Source organism: Streptomyces luteoverticillatus (assembly GCF_003970715.1).
Lineage (GTDB): Bacteria > Actinomycetota > Actinomycetes > Streptomycetales > Streptomycetaceae > Streptomyces > Streptomyces abikoensis.
In genome coordinates, this window is the sequence record NZ_CP034587.1 from 177,422 (window position 1) to 192,226 (window position 14,805).

The window sequence follows — 14,805 nt, forward strand, 5'->3', positions numbered from 1 at the left end:
CGGCCGTCGGCTCTTCCCCCCTCGGGTGGTTCCTGGAACCCGCAGGCCACGACCACCCCGACTCTTGCTACATTGCGCAACTGTACAACTGACGAGTGGGGCGAGCCGGCCGTTCCTCCCGGTAGCCACGCGGACGAAAGCGCACATATGACAGGCACATCGGTGGCCCCGCGGCGCCAGAGCCGACAGGCCATCCGTACCCGGGAACGCCGTCGCGGCCGGGTACGGCTCATCACCGCCATATCGGCGTCCACGGTCGTACTGATGGCGGCCGCCGGGGGCTGGCTCTACTACGAGTTCGACGGCAACATCGACAGCTTCGGCGCGGAGGGCCTCTCGAAGGACCGTCCCGCCGCCGGCTTCGGCGGCCAGAACGTCCTGGTCATCGGCTCGGACTCGCGCTCCGGGGACAACGCGCGGATGGGCGGCGGAGGCGACGACTTCGGCCGCTCGGACACCGCCTTCCTGCTGCACGTCTACGGCGACCAGAAGCACGCCGTCGCGGTGTCCATCCCCCGCGACAGCCTCGTCGACATCCCCTCGTGCCGGCTCCCCGACGGCACATGGACGGCTCCGCAGACCGGTGTGATGTTCAACTCGGCCTTCTCGGTCGGGCGCACCACGAAGGGCAATCCGGCCTGTACGCAGAACACGGTGGAGAAGCTGACCGGTCTGCGTGTCGACCACACGGTCGTCGTGGACTTCGTGGGGTTCTCGAAGATGACGTCTGCCGTGGGCGGTGTCGACGTCTGCCTGCCCAACGACGTCTACCAGGGCGACCTGAATCCCAATCTCGGCTCCAAGGGCCGGCTGATCTTCCCCAAGGGCCCGCGAACGGTCTCCGGTCAGGAGGCCCTGGACTATGTGCGGCTGCGTCACGGCATAGGGGACGGCTCGGACATCGGCCGCATCAAGCGGCAGCAGGCGTTCGTCGCGAGCCTCGTCAAGAAGGTGAAGGGCCAGGGCTTCAGCCCCACCACCCTGCTGCCGCTGGCGGACGCGGCCACCAAGTCCATGACGGTCGACCCCGGCCTCGACTCGGCCCGCAAGCTCTTCTCCTTCGCGATGTCGATGAAGGACATCGACCTCCACGACACCAAGTTCGTCACCCTGCCCTGGCAGTACCAGGGCAACCGGGTCGCGATCGTCCATCCCGACGCGGACGCCCTGTGGGACGCGATCAGGAACGACCGCACCATCGACGGCCGGAACGCGCGCGGCAAGCAGCAGGACGACAAGCCGCACGCGCCGGCCACCGCCGGCCCGTCCCCCGTGTCCGGCTCGGGCATCAGCGTGGCCGTGCTCAACGGCACCGCGACGCCCGGCCTGGCCGCCCGTGCGGCCGAGATGCTCAAGGGCAGCGGATTCACCGTCACCGGCACCGCGAACAGCCGCTCCCATCAGGGGTCGACCACGGCCATCACCTACGGCCCCGGGCAGCAGGACCACGCCCGGACCGTCGCCCGCCTGTTCCCCGGGGCCGAACTGCGCCCCTCCGGCACACCGGGCGTCACCGTCACCCTGGGCCAGGCGTACGCGGCCGACCCGTCCCCCACCGGCTCCGCGCCTTCCACGCCGGTGCCCACGGCGGTGCCCAGCCAGGTGGCGGGCACGGCCCGGTCGGCGGACGACGACGTGTGCTCCAACCTGTCCTACGGGTGACCGGGAGCGCCGCCGCCCGTCGGCTCCGACGCCCCGGAACGGTAGGCGAGGCGAGCCTCGGCATGACAGGATTGCGGAGTTGCGCAACTGGGCAAGTGTTGTGCGCCGGGCACGCGATCGCACGAAGGGGGCGGCAGTTGGCGCAGGGCAGGACGACATCGACAGGGAGTACCGACTTGCGCCTCGGGTCGGTCGTGTCCGAGATCGAGGGACTGTACACCGCCCTCCGCACCACGCCCGGCGGGCCCCGACGGGACCGGATCCTCACCGACCTCGCCCAGGCGGGCCGGCGCCTCACCGCCCTCGCCCTCGATCCGCGGCGCGATCGCGGCGGCGTACCGCCCCGCTCCCGCTGGGAGCGGCGCCGTCATCTCGCCGCGCGGGGAGCCGAATTGGTCTCGGTCTTCCTCACCGGCTGGGCCGAGGGCAGGCGGGCCGGCGACAGGGAGGCGACGCACGCGCCGGGGAGCCGCCACCCCTAAGGGCGGTACGAGCACGGCGCCCCCTCCAACACGCCGCTCACACAACGTGCTCCGGGCCCATGTGCCGGGTGATGAGCTCCAGAAGGCGCCGCACGGCGGCGTCCGCGTCGGGCCGGTGCACGGCGGCGACGGTCGTGCGGAGGTACGGCGAGGAGTCCCGGAGCGGCACGAAGGCGATGCCCGGGACGGGGAAGTCGCGCAGGTCCTCCGGCAGAAGGCTGACGCACAGTCCGGCGGCCACGTAGCCGAGCAGGCCGCTGAGATCGTCCGCGTCGGCACGGCGGCGCGGCGTGAACCCGGCTTCCTGGCAGGCGCGTTGGGCCTGGAGGGCGAGCCCGGGCAGGGCTGTGGCGCTGGGGAGGACGAAGTCGTCGTCGCGCAGGTCCACGAGGGCGATCGACTCGGCACCGGCCAGGCGGTGTTCGTCCGGCACGGCGGCGACGACGCGTTCGACGGCGAAGGCGTGGGCCTCGAGGTCGTCCGGTATGGGTGAGGGGTCGCGGAGGAAGGCGAGGTCCAGCGTCCCGGCGCCGGTCATCTCCACGAGCGCGGCCGTGGAGTCCTGGCGCAGCTGGACGCGCAGGCCGGGAAGCTCGTCGGCCGCGGCGCGCAGCAGTCTGGGCAGGTGGCGGTGGCTGAGGATGCTCACGTATCCCACGCGCACATCGCCCTCCAGGCCGTGCGCGACGCGCCGCACCCGTTCGACGGCGGCGGTCCGCGCGTCGAGGAGCCGCCGCGCCTCGACGGCGAAGGCGGCCCCCGCCGGGGTGAGGCGCACGCCGCCCGGCCCCCGGTCCAGCAGCGTCACCCCGAGACCTCGCTCGAGGCGCTGCATCGCCTGGCTGAGCGGGGGCTGGCTCATCGACAGCCGTTCCGCGGCACGGCCGAAGTGCTTCTCCTCGGCGAGCACCAGGAACTGCTCGAGCAGGCGTTGGGTGAGCTCCATATGGCAGAGCATATCGAATCCGCTACAAACATATATTGGACAGAATCATGGCCGGAGGAGTGAGGTGGTTCCAGGCGCTGAAAGGAAGCCACCATGCACATGCACGACGTCGCCCGGCTGTTCACCACTCCGCTGGACGCCCCCGCCTTCGCCCCCACCCGGTACCGGTTCACCGACCGCGAGTACCTCAACATCACTTACCGCACCGACCCCGAGGCGCTGCGCCGGGTCGTCCCCGAGCCGCTGTCGGTTCCCGAGCCGCTGGTGCGCTTCGAGATCATGCGGATGCCGGATGTGACGGGGCTGGGCGACTACACCGAGGCGGGCCAGGTCGTCCCCGTCGAGTACGCGGGTGAGCGCGGCGAGTACAACCTGGCGATGTACCTCAACAGTGTTCCGGCGATCTCCAGCGGCCGCGAGCTGGGCGCCTACCCGAAGAAGGCCGGGTCGCCCAGGCTCTACACGGACTCCGACACCCTCGTCGGCACGCTCGACTACGGCTCGCTGCGGGTGGCCACCGCCACCATGGGCTACAAGCACCACCCGATGGACCTCGACGAGGCCCGCGCCGAGATCTGCGTCCCCACCTTCATGGTCAAGGCGCTGCCCGGCTACGACGGCCGGCCGCGCATCTGCGAACTGGTCCGCACGCAGATCACCGACATCACGGTCAAGAGCGCCTTTCGCGGGCCGGCGCGGCTGGAGCTGTTCGCCCACGCGCTGGCACCGCTCGCGGACCTGCCGGTCCTCGAGGTCGTCTCCGCCAGCCACATCCTCACCGACCTCACGCTGAGCCCGGCCGAGGTCGTCCACGACTACCTGACCAACTGACGAGCCCTCCCGATCGAGAAGAACGGGTGCACACCATGAACGCACACACATCGGCCCCGCGCCCCCGCGACCGCGTCACCGTCATCGGCGGCGGCGTGATCGGGATCTCCTGGGCCGGGCTGTTCCTGGCCCACGGCCTGGACGTGGTCGTCAGCGACCCGCGTCCCGAGGCGAAGGACCAGGTCCTGGCCGGGCTGGCGGAGATCGCCCCGGCCCTCGCCGAGCTCGGACTGCCCACCGAGCGGCTGACGGCCCGGCTCCGCTTCGAGCCGGACCTGGCCGCCGCGGTCGCGGAGGCCGACGTCGTCCAGGAGAACGGCCCGGAACGGCTGGACGTCAAGCGGGAGATCTGGCGGACCGTCGAAGCGGCCGCCCCGGCCCACGCGTTGCTGGCCACATCGACCTCCGGCATCCCCGCCAGCGCGATCGCCACGGCGCTGCGGCAGCCGGAACGCCTGGTCGTCGGCCACCCCTTCAACCCGCCGCACCTGGTCCCGCTGGTGGAGATCGTCCCGGGTGAGCGGACCTCTCCGGAGACCCTGCTGCGGGCCCGTGACTTCTACGCGTCGCTGGGCAAGAAGCCCCAGATCCTCCGCAAGGAGGTCCCGGGCTTCGTCGCCAACCGCCTCCAGGCCGCGCTCTTCCGCGAGTGCGTGCACCTGGTGGCCGAAGGCGTGGTCACCGAGGCCGAGCTCGACGACATCGTCACCGACTCCATCGGGCTGCGCTGGGCGGTCGCGGGCCCCTTCCGCACCTTCCACCTCGGCGGCGGCCCCGGCGGCCTGCCGCACTTCCTCCGGCACCTCGGCCGCGCGATGGAGGCGACCTGGCCCGGCCTGGGCGAGCCGTCGTTCGACGAGCCCACCGTCGCCCTGCTCACCGCACAGGCGGAGGAGGCGTTCGGCGGCGGGCCGGTCGGTGAACTCGCCGCCCGCCGCGATCGCGCGCAGCTCGCCCTGATGCGCGCCCTCGCCGCGACCGCCGACGGACGCCAGGCACAGCACGGACAGCGCGAACAGCCCGCACAGCACGGACAGGCAACAGCATGAACCTCACCGACAAGATCAATGCCGCGCTCGACAAGCCGGTCACCGGCGCGTCCGGGGACGACTTCGACATCCACGCCGCGCTCGACGACGTCCTCTGCGGCGTCGGCATGAGCGAGCGCGACGCGGGCGGCACGGTCTCCTTCACCGGGGCCGACCCGGTCGTCCCCTCCACCCTGCGACTGGCCGCCGCCCCCGCCCTGGGCCTGACCGCCAAGTCCGTCGCACTGGCCAAGCTGTGGCGGCACCGCGGCGGCCCCGGCCAGGACATCGCCATGGACCTGCGCAAGGCCCCGCACCGGCTGTGCCCCTTCTACGACGGGAAGTGGGAGAAGCTCAACGGCTACCCGATCGTCGCCCCCGACGATCCCTTCGCCCTGTCCTTCTACCGCGCGGGCGACGGCCGTTGGGTGATGCCCCTGAACGTCTACCCCGCGCTCAAGTCCCGCACCCTGAAGCTGCTGGGCACGCCCGACGACGCCCTCGCCGTCGCGAACGCCGTCTCCCGCTGGGACGGCGCCGAGCTGGAGCGGGCCGGAGCGGACGCCGGGGTCGTCATGCCCATGCTGCGCGGCACCCGGGAGTTCCTCGGCACCCGCCAGTACCGCGACGTCCTGGCCGACCTGCCCCTGATCGAGATCGAGAAGATCGGCGACAGCGACCCCGAGCCGCTGCCGCCCGGCGCCACCCAGCCCCTGGACGGTGTGCGCGCCCTGGGCCTGGGCCATGTCATCGCCGGCGCCGCCATCGGCCGCACCATGGCCCAGCACGGCGCCGACGCCCTCAACATCTGGCGCCCCGGCCAGTTCGAGAACGACATCCTCTACTACACCGCCCAGGTGGGCGTGCGTTCGTCCACCCTCGACTACGCGCGCGACCCGGAGGCCGCCGCCGTCCTGCGCGGGCTGCTGCGCGGCACCGACGTCTTCTACGCCAACCACCGCGCCGGCTACCTGGAGCGGATGGGCCTCACCCCGCAGGAGGCCGCCGCGATCCGGCCCGGCATCATCCACACCACCGTCAGCCTCCACGGGCAGCACGGGCCCTGGGCGAACCGCGTCGGCTTCGACCAGACCGCCGGCTGCGTCGCCGGCATGATGAACCTCGAAGGCACCGACGACAACCCGGCCCTCCCCCCGATCAAGGTCGTCAACGACTACCTGGTCCCCTGGCTCGCCACCACCGGCGTCATCGCCGCCCTCATGCGGCGGGCCACCGAGGGCGGCAGCTACCGCGTGCACGTCTCGCTCACCCGCGTCGCCCTGTGGATCCTCAGCCTCGGCGTCCTCGACAAGGACTACGCCCGCGAGCTCGCCGGCACCGGCGAACGCCATGCCTACCTCGACCCCGACACCTTCACCGCCGACACCCCCTGCGGCCGCTACCAGGGCGTCACCGACCAGGTCGTGATGTCCGGGACCCCCGGCGCGTTCCGCACCGTCCTCGTCCCACGCGGCTCCGGCCGCCCGGAGTGGCTCGCGCGGTAACCGACGAGCCTCAGGGGGCCGGCGATCCCGTCGCCGGCCCCCCTCACCACGCGGCCCTGCCCCGGCGTCAGTCCGGGGTCCTCGTCAGTTGCGCCACCGTGAAGGTCGTCAGCTCGGTGGCGAGCACGCTGTTCGCGAGCGGCAGCAGGCGGTGCGCCTTGCACAGCTGCGTCGGCAGCGCCGCGTACTCCTCCTCGACGATGTGCGTCCACGACGCGTCGAAGCGCACCCGGATGATCTGGTCCCGCGCGTCGTCGGAGACGATCGACGACGCCAGCAGCCACAGCACGGGTTCACGCCCGGTCCCCGGCCGTTCGAAGGCCAGGTGCAGCAGCGACGCCGAGCGGCCGCGCGCTTCGCGCAGCCGGTGCCAGGTGATGCTGCCGTCCTCGTCGATCCGGCCGAACGTGCCGGTCCCGGCCTTCTCCGTACCGAGGAGCACCACCCACACCCCACCGGGGCCGCTGATCAGCCCGACCGGGGTGCTGCCCCGCTCGGCGGGGACCGGCAGCTGCGTGGTGCGTCCGCTCCGGGGATCGATCCGCAGTACCGCGCTCGCGCCGTCCTGGCTGACGTAGAAGTCACCGCTGCCGGGGTGCCGCGCGGCGAAGATGGGATGCGGTTTCGCGTCGAACAGCCGGAAGCGTTCCGGCCGGGTGTGGTCCAGGGCCAGGACCTGGTCGCTGCCCTTCAACGTCACCCACAGCGTGTCGCCGTACTCGTTGACGTAGTGCGGGCCCCGGCCGCCGCCCGGAACGCCGATCTCCCGCTCGACGCGCGGCGCGGCGTCCGGCTCGTCCGCCCTCGGGTCGACCAGCAGCAGCCGGTTCCCGCCCTCGTGCGTGGCCCAGATCCGCCCGGGGTGACGCTCCGACACCGCCAGTCCGTGCAGCATCGCGTCCTTCGGGCCCAGCGTGAACGCCTTGACGCCGGTCACCCGCTCGGTGCCTGGATCCAGGCTCAGCTTCACCAGATGGCTGTTGGACATCTGCGACACCAGGACCACCGGCTTGTCCGGCAGTTTGACGAGCTCGTGGGTCTCCTCGGCGGGCGGCAGCTCGTACTCCACCACCGACCGCCGGGACGGCACCCCCTCGCTCCCCGGTCCGGCCCGGCGGACCGGCTCGGCAGCCGCGCCGACCGGTGTCACCGGCAGCGCCCCGGCCACCGTCAGACTCCCCAGCGCGAAAAGTCGGCTCTGAAACGTGCGGCGGTCCAACCGGCCCTCCCGGATGCGCGCCAATCCCCCACGACGCGTCCATGGAAGCGGCATCGCCCGACCATCAGATGGTACTTTCGGCGGATTCATCCGTGTGGGCGAACGAGACGACAGAAGGCCCCCACCGAACCGGTGGAGGCCTTCTGCTGTGGAGCCCCAAAACGGAATCGAACCGTTGACCTTCTCCTTACCATGGAGACGCTCTGCCGACTGAGCTATTGGGGCCGGCGACGAGAAAAAGCATACCCCAGGTCGTACAGGCTTTTGACCGCCACCGGGCCAGGCCCTCAGACGCCGCCGTCCTCCGCTTCCCGGGCCCGGCGGCGGGCCCGGCAGGCGCGGAGGTTGGCCGCGTTGCCGCAGGACTTGACGTCGTGCCAGACACCGCTGTTGTTGCGCGAACGGTCGTAGAAGGCGACGCGGCAGCGCGGGGCGCGGCAGGTCTTGAGGCGGTGCCACGTGCCGTCCCGCTGCGCCTCGAAGACCGCCACCAGGGCGAGGGCGGCCAGGCGGCGCCGGCCCGGGCCGCACGGCTCCAGGCGGACGACGCCGTCCTCGCCCAGTCGCAGCGTCACCGAGCCGTGGTGCGGGAGCGCCGCGCGGGCGCCCGCACCCGGCTCGTCCCCGGCGCCTTCCGTGATCAGCCGCCGCAGGTCGTCACGGAAGGCCCGCAGCTTCCCGGCCTCCTCGGCGTCGAGGAGCACCGGGGGCACCGGCCGCCCGGTGACGGCCGTCCACCGCGCGATGGCCGCGTCCGCCCACGCCCGCGCGTCGTCGAGGGCGGCGAGGAGGTCCACGGAACCGGGCGCCGGAGTGGCGGCCGTGTTCAGCAGGTCCTGGACGAGGCCGAGGCCGCCGGGAGCCGCCTCCAGACCGTAACGTGCCGTCGCGGGCCAGGTCATCGCGTGAACCGTCCTTCCGGGAAGCCGGCGCCCCGGTGTGCGCTCCGGTGCGTCAGACCAGTGTGCCGAGCTGCGTCACGTGGTAGGGCACGGCCTCGTGGAGCCGGTCGGTGAGGGCCTTGGCGGGCCACTCGGCGTCGGAGATGAGGGCCCGGCCGATGGCGACGGCGTCGAACTCGTCGCGCTCGAGGCGGTCCAGGAGCGGCTCGATGCCGGTCACTCCCGCGTGGTCGGGTCCGCCCGCCCGCACGCCTCTGAACTCCTGGTCCAGGCCCACCGAGCCGACGGTGATGGTGGGCTTGCCCGTGAGCTTCTTCGTCCAGCCCGCGAGGTTCAGGTCGCCGTCCTCGAACTCGGGCAGCCAGTAGCGCCGGGTGGAGGCGTGGAAGGCGTCCACGCCCGCCGCCGCGAGCGGGGCGAGCAGCCGCTCGAGCTCCTGCGGGGTCTCGGCGAGCCGGGCGTCGTAGTGGTCGGCCTTCCACTGCGAGAGGCGGAGGACGACGGGGAAGCCGGGCGAGACGGCGGCGCGTACCGCCGAGACGATCTCGGCCGCGAAGCGGGCCCGGGAGGTGTGGTCGCCGCCGTAGGCGTCGGTGCGCCTGTTGGTGCCGTGCCACAGGAAGGTGTCGATCAGGTAGCCGTGGGCGCCGTGGAGCTCGACGCCGTCGAAGCCGGCGCGCTCGGCGTCGGCGGCGGCCCGCGCGAAGGCGCCGACGACCGCGTCGATGTCGGCCCGCGTCATCTCCTTGCCGTGCGGACGGCCGTCGAGGTCGGTCCCGGACGGGGTGTCGGCCGGTACGCCCAGCGGCGCGGCGTCGTCGGGGCGCGCCACGCCGGTGTGCCAGAGCTGGGGCATGATGCGGCCGCCGGCCTCGTGCACCCGCTCGGCCACCCGCGCCCAGCCCGCCAGGGCCTCCTCGCCGTGGAAGTGGGGCACGTTGTCGTAGGCCGCCGCGGCGTCGCGGGCCACATAGGTGCCCTCGGTGATGATCAGGCCCACGCCGCCGGCCGCCCGTCGCGCGTAGTACGCGGCGACGTCCTCGCCCGGCACTCCGCCCGGCGAGAAGCGCCGCGTCATCGGCGCCATCACCATGCGGTTGGCGAGGGTGACATCGCCCAGGGCGAGGGGGCGGCCGAGCAGGCGCGCGGCTCGCGAGGGCAGTTCGGCCGGGCCGGCGGTCGTGGGTGTCGTCGTGGTCATGGGGGGATCGTCCTCCACTCGGTACGTCACATCGAATGACATAGGCGTAACCGGTGTTGGTTGTGTCGCATTCCCGGGGGGAGCGGAAAAATGCGAGGCGGGGCACGATCCCCCCCTTCGCCCGGCTCCTAGCCCTGGGTGCCGTTCTGGTCGACGGGGTACAGACCGAGCTTGCCCTCGGGGTCGGCCGGGTCGGCGCCCTTGACGTCACCGACGTAGAGGCTGATGCGCGCCTTGAAGCGGTCGAGTGCGGCGCGGTCGCTCATGAACCGGCCGAGGCCGAGCGGGTTCATGTTGTCGTAGTCGAAGATGTTCTTGCGGCCGGCCGGGGTGGCGACGTCCGTGCGGGCGCTCCAGCGGCCCTCCTGTCCCTGTTTCGACAGGAGCCAGCTCAGGTACAGCTTGGCCGCGGACTTGTGGGGGGCGTCCTTGAGGATGGCGCCGGTCTGCGGCCAGGCGACCCACGGCGACTTCTGCGGGGTGCTCGTCTTCGACAGGCCGCTGGAGCTGCCCGAGCTGCCGAAGTTCGCCACGTAGCCGTTGGTGCCGACGGTGGCGGAGGCATCCGCGGTGCCGCGCACGAACTTGGGGTTCTGGGCGAGCAGCTTGTTCAGGTAGTCGAAGCCGTACTTGTCCGTGAGCTGCTTGAAGTAGTAGAGGACGGCGTCGTCGTCGTTGGGGTAGGTGAAGACGAGCTTGTTCTTGAACTCGGGCTTGAGGAAGTCCGCGGCCTCGACGGGCGCGTTGTCGCCGAGCGTGGTGGCCGTGACGTTGGCGAAGGCGATGAAGAACAGGCCGGTGTAGTAGCCGTCCTTGTCCTTGATCTGGTCGTAGACCTTGTTCCAGCCCACCGGCTTGTACCGCATCAGCGCCCCCTCCTTCTTCCAGCGGGGGAAGTCGTCGAGGGTCTGGAGGTGGACGACGTCGGCGACGACCTTGTGCTCGGCTATCTGGTTGTCGAGGCGGGCGTCGTGGTTCTTGCTGAAGTCGACGACGGTGTCGACCTTCATCTTGGGGAACTGCTTGAGGAAGGCGTTCTTGAGGTAGTCGGCCTGGCCCGGCTTGTCGCCGCCGGCGTAGACGACCAGGCGACCGCCCTCGGCCAGAGCGTCCTTGTACAGCTTCTGCAGCTGCTCGTCCTCGCTCGCGCTCTTCGCCGCGGGGTGGGCGGAGGGGGTGGCGGCGGCGACGGTGGCTCCGCTCGCGGCGAGCACGCCGAGGGCGACTGCCGTGGCCCATGCCTTCCGGGTGGACTTCACAACGACTCCTTCGTGAGGGGGGAAGCCAGAGTTCTTGAAGTTTCAAGAACCGGCTCGCGGCTCACTCTAGGCCGATGTTCTTGAACTTTCAAGAAAAGGCTTCGCCACGCTCCGCGACGCGGCGGCGGACCTGGTCCTCCTGCGCGAGGCGGCGCAGCAGCTCCAGCACGGGGGCGGAGAGGGCGAAGACGATGACCGCCCGTTCGGCCACGGCCTCCGCGTCGTCACCGAAGGTGGCCGCGCGTTCGAGGTCCAGCCGGGCGATGGAGTTGGCCAGCTCCGCGTAGGCGGCGAGCTCACCCGGCCGGTAGTCCGCGTCGACCCGCCTGAGCGCCTTCAGCGCCTCGGTCAGCCCCCGTACGTGCGGGGAGGCGTCGGGCGTCTGCCAGTGCATGGCCGCGATCAGCTCGGCCACCTCCGCTTCGGCGGCCGTCTGGTCCGCCGCGCCCTGAGCGGAGTCCGCGACGGGCGAGTCCGCCACGGGCACCGGCAGGGCGTAGCTGATGGCGCCGAGCTTCCCCTCGGTGGTGTGGGCCTCGCCGACGGCCGCCAGCACGTCCCGGGTGGCGGCGATGGACAGCCCTCCCAGCGTGGTCAGCGCCTTGATCAGCCGCAGCCGCTGGACGTGCTCCTCGCCGTACTCGGCCAGCGTCGCGGCCGTCGCCCGGCCGGCGGGCAGCAGGCCTTCGCGCCGGAAGTACTTGATGCTGGCGACGGGCACGCCGGCCCTGCGGCTGAGCTCGGAGATCTTCATGCGGCTTCCTCGCTGGTGATGCGAACCGGGTATCCGGGTTCAACGATTGGACACCCCTGTTGGATACTGCCACTATCTAGCACCTGGATACCTTCGATATCTAGCTACTCTGCGTCATCACCCCGGAGCGATCATTGTCTTCCCTCCCGTCCTCGTCCGTGCTCCGCAGCCCACGGCTGTGGATCGGCTCGGGCCTCATCCTCGCGGTGGTCTCCACCTTGTTCGCCCTGCTGTACGTGGGCGGCAACGTCAACCCCAAGGGCAACCTGCGCGACCTGCCCGTCGCCCTGGTCAACAGTGACAAGGGGCTCGACGCCAACGGCAAGCACATGAACCTCGGCGAGCAGGTCGTCTCCGGCATCAAGAAGTCCGCCGAGGGCAACAAGAGCTTCGACTGGCAGGTCCTCAGCCGTCAGGAGGCCGACAAGAAGCTCGGCCAGGGCAAGCTCTACGGCGCGGTCGTCGTTCCGCAGAACTTCACCGCCGCGGTGACAGGGCTGACCAGCCCCCAGCAGACCCAGCCGGCCCGTCCGACGATGACGGTGCTCACCAACCAGTCGGCGGGCAGCTTCGGCTCCTCGATGGCGAGCCAGGCCACGCAGAAGGCCGCACACGCCGCCTCCGCGCAGCTCGGCAAGCAGCTCCTCGACCGCGCCGCCGCCCAGAAGGCCCCGCTCGCCCCGGCCGCCAAGCTGCTGCTCGCCGACCCGGTGTCCGTCCAGGTCGCCGACGGCCACCCGCTCGGCACCCACAGCGCCATGGGCCTGAGCGCCTTCTACTACGCGCTGGTGCTGGTCGTCTGCGGCATGCTCGGCGCCAACGCGCTCACCAACCAGGTGGACACCGCGCTCGGCTACCTCCACTCCGACTTCGGCCCCTTCCGCCTGCGGCAGCCCCTCCAGCACACCAGCCGCGTGCGCACGCTGGCCATCAGCTCCGTCCTCATGCTGGCCTTCTCCCTGGTGATGGGCTCCATCGTCGAGGCCGCCACCGTCGGCATCCTCGGCATGGACGCCTCCCACCTCGGTCTGCTGTGGGTCTACTCCGTGGCCACGATCGCCGTCGTCGGCATCAGCGCCCTGACGCTCCTCTCCGTGTTCGGCGTCCCCGGCATGCTGCTCTCGGCCATCGTCTTCGTCGCCATGGCCGTCCCGTCCTCCGGTGCCACCGTGCCACTGGAGGCGCTGCCCGGCTTCTTCCGCTGGCTCTCCGAGTTCGAGCCGCTCCGCCAGATCACCGGCGGCATGCGCTCCATCCTCTACTACGACGCCCAGGCCGACGCCGGCCTGACCCGCGCCTGGGTCTCCATGGGCATCGCCCTGGTCGTCGCCCTGCTCTTCGGCTTCGGCGTCACGCGCCTCTACGACCGCAAGGGCCTCCACCGGGTCCCCCGCCCCACCGAGCCGGCCGACGAGGCCGTGCCGGCGACCGCGGCGGCCTGATGTAGCCGACAGCACATGAAGTGAGGGCGGGGTCCATCCGGACCCCGCCCTCACTTTTTTCACGCCAACGGGAGGTTTTTCCAAGGCGGTTGAGAACGGGCCAAACTGTGTCGAAGGCGGCGGACCCCTTAGCTGCGCGTGTCCTCCGGCGCGCCGGTCCGGTACCGCCACGGCGGTGTCCTGTTCCCGGCACCATCCCCATGGCGCGGGGTTGAGCCGTCTCGGCGGGATCCGGGAACCTGGTCGGCCGCAGCCGAAGGAGGAGGCATCCATGCCCCGTACCACCGGCACGACCTTCAGCGCACAGCAGCTCGAGACCCGCTACCGGAATTCGTTCGGCCGGGCCGCCGGCTATCTGCCGAAGAACCGGGCGGCGCTCGACGCGTGGCTGGAGGACTTCAGCCGCGGCGTCCACGAGAGGCGCGCCCGGAACGCGATCGTACGGCGCCGTTCCGTCGACGACCTGGCCCGGCTGATCGAGCGGGACGGGATCGTCCGCATGTATGTGAGCCTGATGATCGACAAGGCGAACGAGCTCCACCCCGACGCCAAGCACCGGGTGAACGACATCCCCGACCTGCTCGATCACCTGGACTGTATCGTCACGTCCACTCCCGAGTACCACCCCCAGGGCGACCCGGACCGCAACTTCTTCCCCCTGTCGTCCCTGTTCGTCTACATGATGATGACGGAGCCCGGGTACGCGGTCTTCCGCGACCAGGGGTTCAACAGGGCGCTGCTCGGCATCCTGCGCGAGTGGTGCGCGCACCTCGACAGCGACGACAGCCAGGAAGTGGTGAACCGCACGGACGGCTGGCTGTCGCCGGCCGCCTGGGACGAGCTCGGCCTCGACCAGTTCCGGATCGACCCGGACGACCCCCACGGCGGGTTCCCCTCCTACAACGCGTTCTTCCACCGCGAGCTCAAGGACGACGCCCGTCCCATCGACGGCGACCCGAACGTGGTGGTCTCGGCGAACGACGGCAGGGTGGTGCGGATCCGGCGGAACATCGAGCACCGCGACGAACAGTTCTGGGCCAAGGGGCAGCTCTACTCCCTCGCCGACATGCTCGACGGCAGCGATCTGACCGACTCGTTCATCGGCGGCGACGTCTTCCAGTCGTTCCTCTCGGGCGGCGACTACCACCGGTGGCACGCACCCGTCACCGGCGTCGTCCGCAGCGCCCGGGTGGTGGAGGCCCTGATGTTCACGGAGCTGGAAGGGGTGGAGGAGCCCAACGCCGGTACGCAGTCGCAGGTCTACGGCGCCTCGGTCAACACCCGGGGGCTGGTGTTCATCGAGGCCCCCGCGCCGATCGGCATGGTGTGCGTCATGCCGCTGGGCATGACCGAGATCTCATCGGTCACGCTCACCGTGCGCCCCGGTGATCAGGTGACCAAGGGCGACCAGCTCGGCTACTTCAGCTACGGCGGCTCCAGCATGTGCCTGCTGTTCCAGAAGGGGGCCATCGGCGAGTTCCTCGTACCGGACAACACCACCGGCGACATGGAGAAGGGCGACCCGATCAAGGTCAACGCCGGGATCGCCCGCACCACCGGCAGGGCCTGAGAGC

13 protein-coding genes and 1 tRNA gene are annotated in these 14,805 nt (G+C 71.2%); 7 read left to right on the plus strand and 7 right to left on the minus strand.

Annotated features, from left to right (window positions below; all coding sequences use genetic code 11):
• Positions 1-147: 147 nt before the first annotated feature.
• Positions 148-1,662 (plus strand): LCP family protein, encoded by a 1,515-nt coding sequence (locus tag EKH77_RS00805; protein ID WP_126912513.1) that lies wholly within the window; start codon positions 148-150, stop codon positions 1,660-1,662.
• A 176-nt stretch (positions 1,663-1,838) separates the two neighbouring features.
• Positions 1,839-2,144, plus strand: a complete 306-nt coding sequence (locus EKH77_RS00810) for a hypothetical protein (protein ID WP_240667155.1) — start codon at positions 1,839-1,841, stop codon at positions 2,142-2,144.
• 37 nt (positions 2,145-2,181) lie between these two features.
• On the opposite strand, the gene EKH77_RS00815 is transcribed toward EKH77_RS00810, so the two are convergent.
• On the minus strand, positions 2,182-3,090 hold the full coding sequence (locus tag EKH77_RS00815) for a LysR substrate-binding domain-containing protein (RefSeq protein ID WP_126912515.1): 909 nt from the start codon (positions 3,088-3,090) through the stop codon (positions 2,182-2,184).
• Between the two features lie 93 nt (positions 3,091-3,183).
• On the opposite strand from EKH77_RS00815, the gene EKH77_RS00820 reads away from it, so the two are divergent.
• From EKH77_RS00820 to EKH77_RS00830, 3 genes are read left to right on the plus strand one after another with little or no spacing between them, the layout of a single operon-like run.
• The gene (locus tag EKH77_RS00820) at positions 3,184-3,921 is read left to right on the plus strand and encodes an acetoacetate decarboxylase (protein ID WP_126912516.1); all 738 of its coding nucleotides are present in this window, start codon (positions 3,184-3,186) and stop codon (positions 3,919-3,921) included.
• Positions 3,922-3,956: 35 nt separating this feature from the next.
• Complete coding sequence (locus EKH77_RS00825) at positions 3,957-4,970, plus strand: 3-hydroxyacyl-CoA dehydrogenase NAD-binding domain-containing protein (protein WP_126912517.1); 1,014 nt, start codon at positions 3,957-3,959, stop codon at positions 4,968-4,970.
• Positions 4,967-6,454, plus strand: a complete 1,488-nt coding sequence (locus EKH77_RS00830; RefSeq protein ID WP_126912518.1) for a CoA transferase — start codon at positions 4,967-4,969, stop codon at positions 6,452-6,454. The genes EKH77_RS00825 and EKH77_RS00830 overlap by 4 nt, the downstream gene beginning before the upstream one ends.
• Positions 6,455-6,521: 67 nt before the next feature.
• Here EKH77_RS00830 and EKH77_RS00835 read toward each other — a convergent pair whose 3' ends face one another.
• The 6 genes from EKH77_RS00835 to EKH77_RS00860 form a co-directional block, all read right to left on the minus strand.
• A complete protein-coding gene (locus EKH77_RS00835; RefSeq protein ID WP_126912519.1) occupies positions 6,522-7,622 on the minus strand; it encodes a hypothetical protein in 1,101 nt (366 codons plus the stop codon).
• A 200-nt stretch (positions 7,623-7,822) separates the two neighbouring features.
• A tRNA-Thr gene (locus tag EKH77_RS00840) sits at positions 7,823-7,898 on the minus strand.
• A gap of 62 nt (positions 7,899-7,960) precedes the next feature.
• The gene (locus tag EKH77_RS00845) at positions 7,961-8,575 is read right to left on the minus strand and encodes a CGNR zinc finger domain-containing protein (protein ID WP_126912520.1); all 615 of its coding nucleotides are present in this window, start codon (positions 8,573-8,575) and stop codon (positions 7,961-7,963) included.
• Positions 8,576-8,627: 52 nt separating this feature from the next.
• Complete coding sequence (locus tag EKH77_RS00850) at positions 8,628-9,776, minus strand: NADH:flavin oxidoreductase (RefSeq protein WP_126912521.1); 1,149 nt, start codon at positions 9,774-9,776, stop codon at positions 8,628-8,630.
• A gap of 128 nt (positions 9,777-9,904) precedes the next feature.
• Positions 9,905-11,035: an ABC transporter substrate-binding protein gene (locus EKH77_RS00855; protein WP_126912522.1), complete on the minus strand. Its 1,131-nt coding sequence runs from the start codon at positions 11,033-11,035 to the stop codon at positions 9,905-9,907.
• 88 nt (positions 11,036-11,123) lie between these two features.
• Complete coding sequence (locus EKH77_RS00860; protein WP_126912523.1) at positions 11,124-11,789, minus strand: MerR family transcriptional regulator; 666 nt, start codon at positions 11,787-11,789, stop codon at positions 11,124-11,126.
• A 134-nt stretch (positions 11,790-11,923) separates the two neighbouring features.
• Here EKH77_RS00860 and EKH77_RS00865 point away from each other — a divergent pair, with 134 nt between their 5' ends.
• Positions 11,924-13,231, plus strand: a complete 1,308-nt coding sequence (locus EKH77_RS00865; RefSeq protein WP_240667156.1) for a YhgE/Pip domain-containing protein — start codon at positions 11,924-11,926, stop codon at positions 13,229-13,231.
• 271 nt (positions 13,232-13,502) lie between these two features.
• Positions 13,503-14,801, plus strand: coding sequence for a phosphatidylserine decarboxylase family protein (locus EKH77_RS00870; protein WP_126912524.1), 1,299 nt, complete (start codon positions 13,503-13,505; stop codon positions 14,799-14,801).
• The last annotated feature ends 4 nt before the right edge of the window (positions 14,802-14,805 follow it).

What these genes read in the sequence shown, in the direction of transcription:
- EKH77_RS00845 (WP_126912520.1), bottom strand. Translation starts at nt 8,575, where the DNA reads ATGACCTGGCCCGCGACGGCACGTTACGGTCTGGAGGCGGCTCCCGGC.
- EKH77_RS00850 (WP_126912521.1), bottom strand. Translation starts at nt 9,776, where the DNA reads ATGACCACGACGACACCCACGACCGCCGGCCCGGCCGAACTGCCCTCG.
- EKH77_RS00820 (WP_126912516.1), top strand. Translation starts at nt 3,184, where the DNA reads ATGCACATGCACGACGTCGCCCGGCTGTTCACCACTCCGCTGGACGCC.
- EKH77_RS00830 (WP_126912518.1), top strand. Translation starts at nt 4,967, where the DNA reads ATGAACCTCACCGACAAGATCAATGCCGCGCTCGACAAGCCGGTCACC.
- EKH77_RS00825 (WP_126912517.1), top strand. Translation starts at nt 3,957, where the DNA reads ATGAACGCACACACATCGGCCCCGCGCCCCCGCGACCGCGTCACCGTC.
- EKH77_RS00870 (WP_126912524.1), top strand. Translation starts at nt 13,503, where the DNA reads ATGCCCCGTACCACCGGCACGACCTTCAGCGCACAGCAGCTCGAGACC.
- EKH77_RS00805 (WP_126912513.1), top strand. Translation starts at nt 148, where the DNA reads ATGACAGGCACATCGGTGGCCCCGCGGCGCCAGAGCCGACAGGCCATC.
- EKH77_RS00860 (WP_126912523.1), bottom strand. Translation starts at nt 11,789, where the DNA reads ATGAAGATCTCCGAGCTCAGCCGCAGGGCCGGCGTGCCCGTCGCCAGC.
- EKH77_RS00815 (WP_126912515.1), bottom strand. Translation starts at nt 3,090, where the DNA reads ATGGAGCTCACCCAACGCCTGCTCGAGCAGTTCCTGGTGCTCGCCGAG.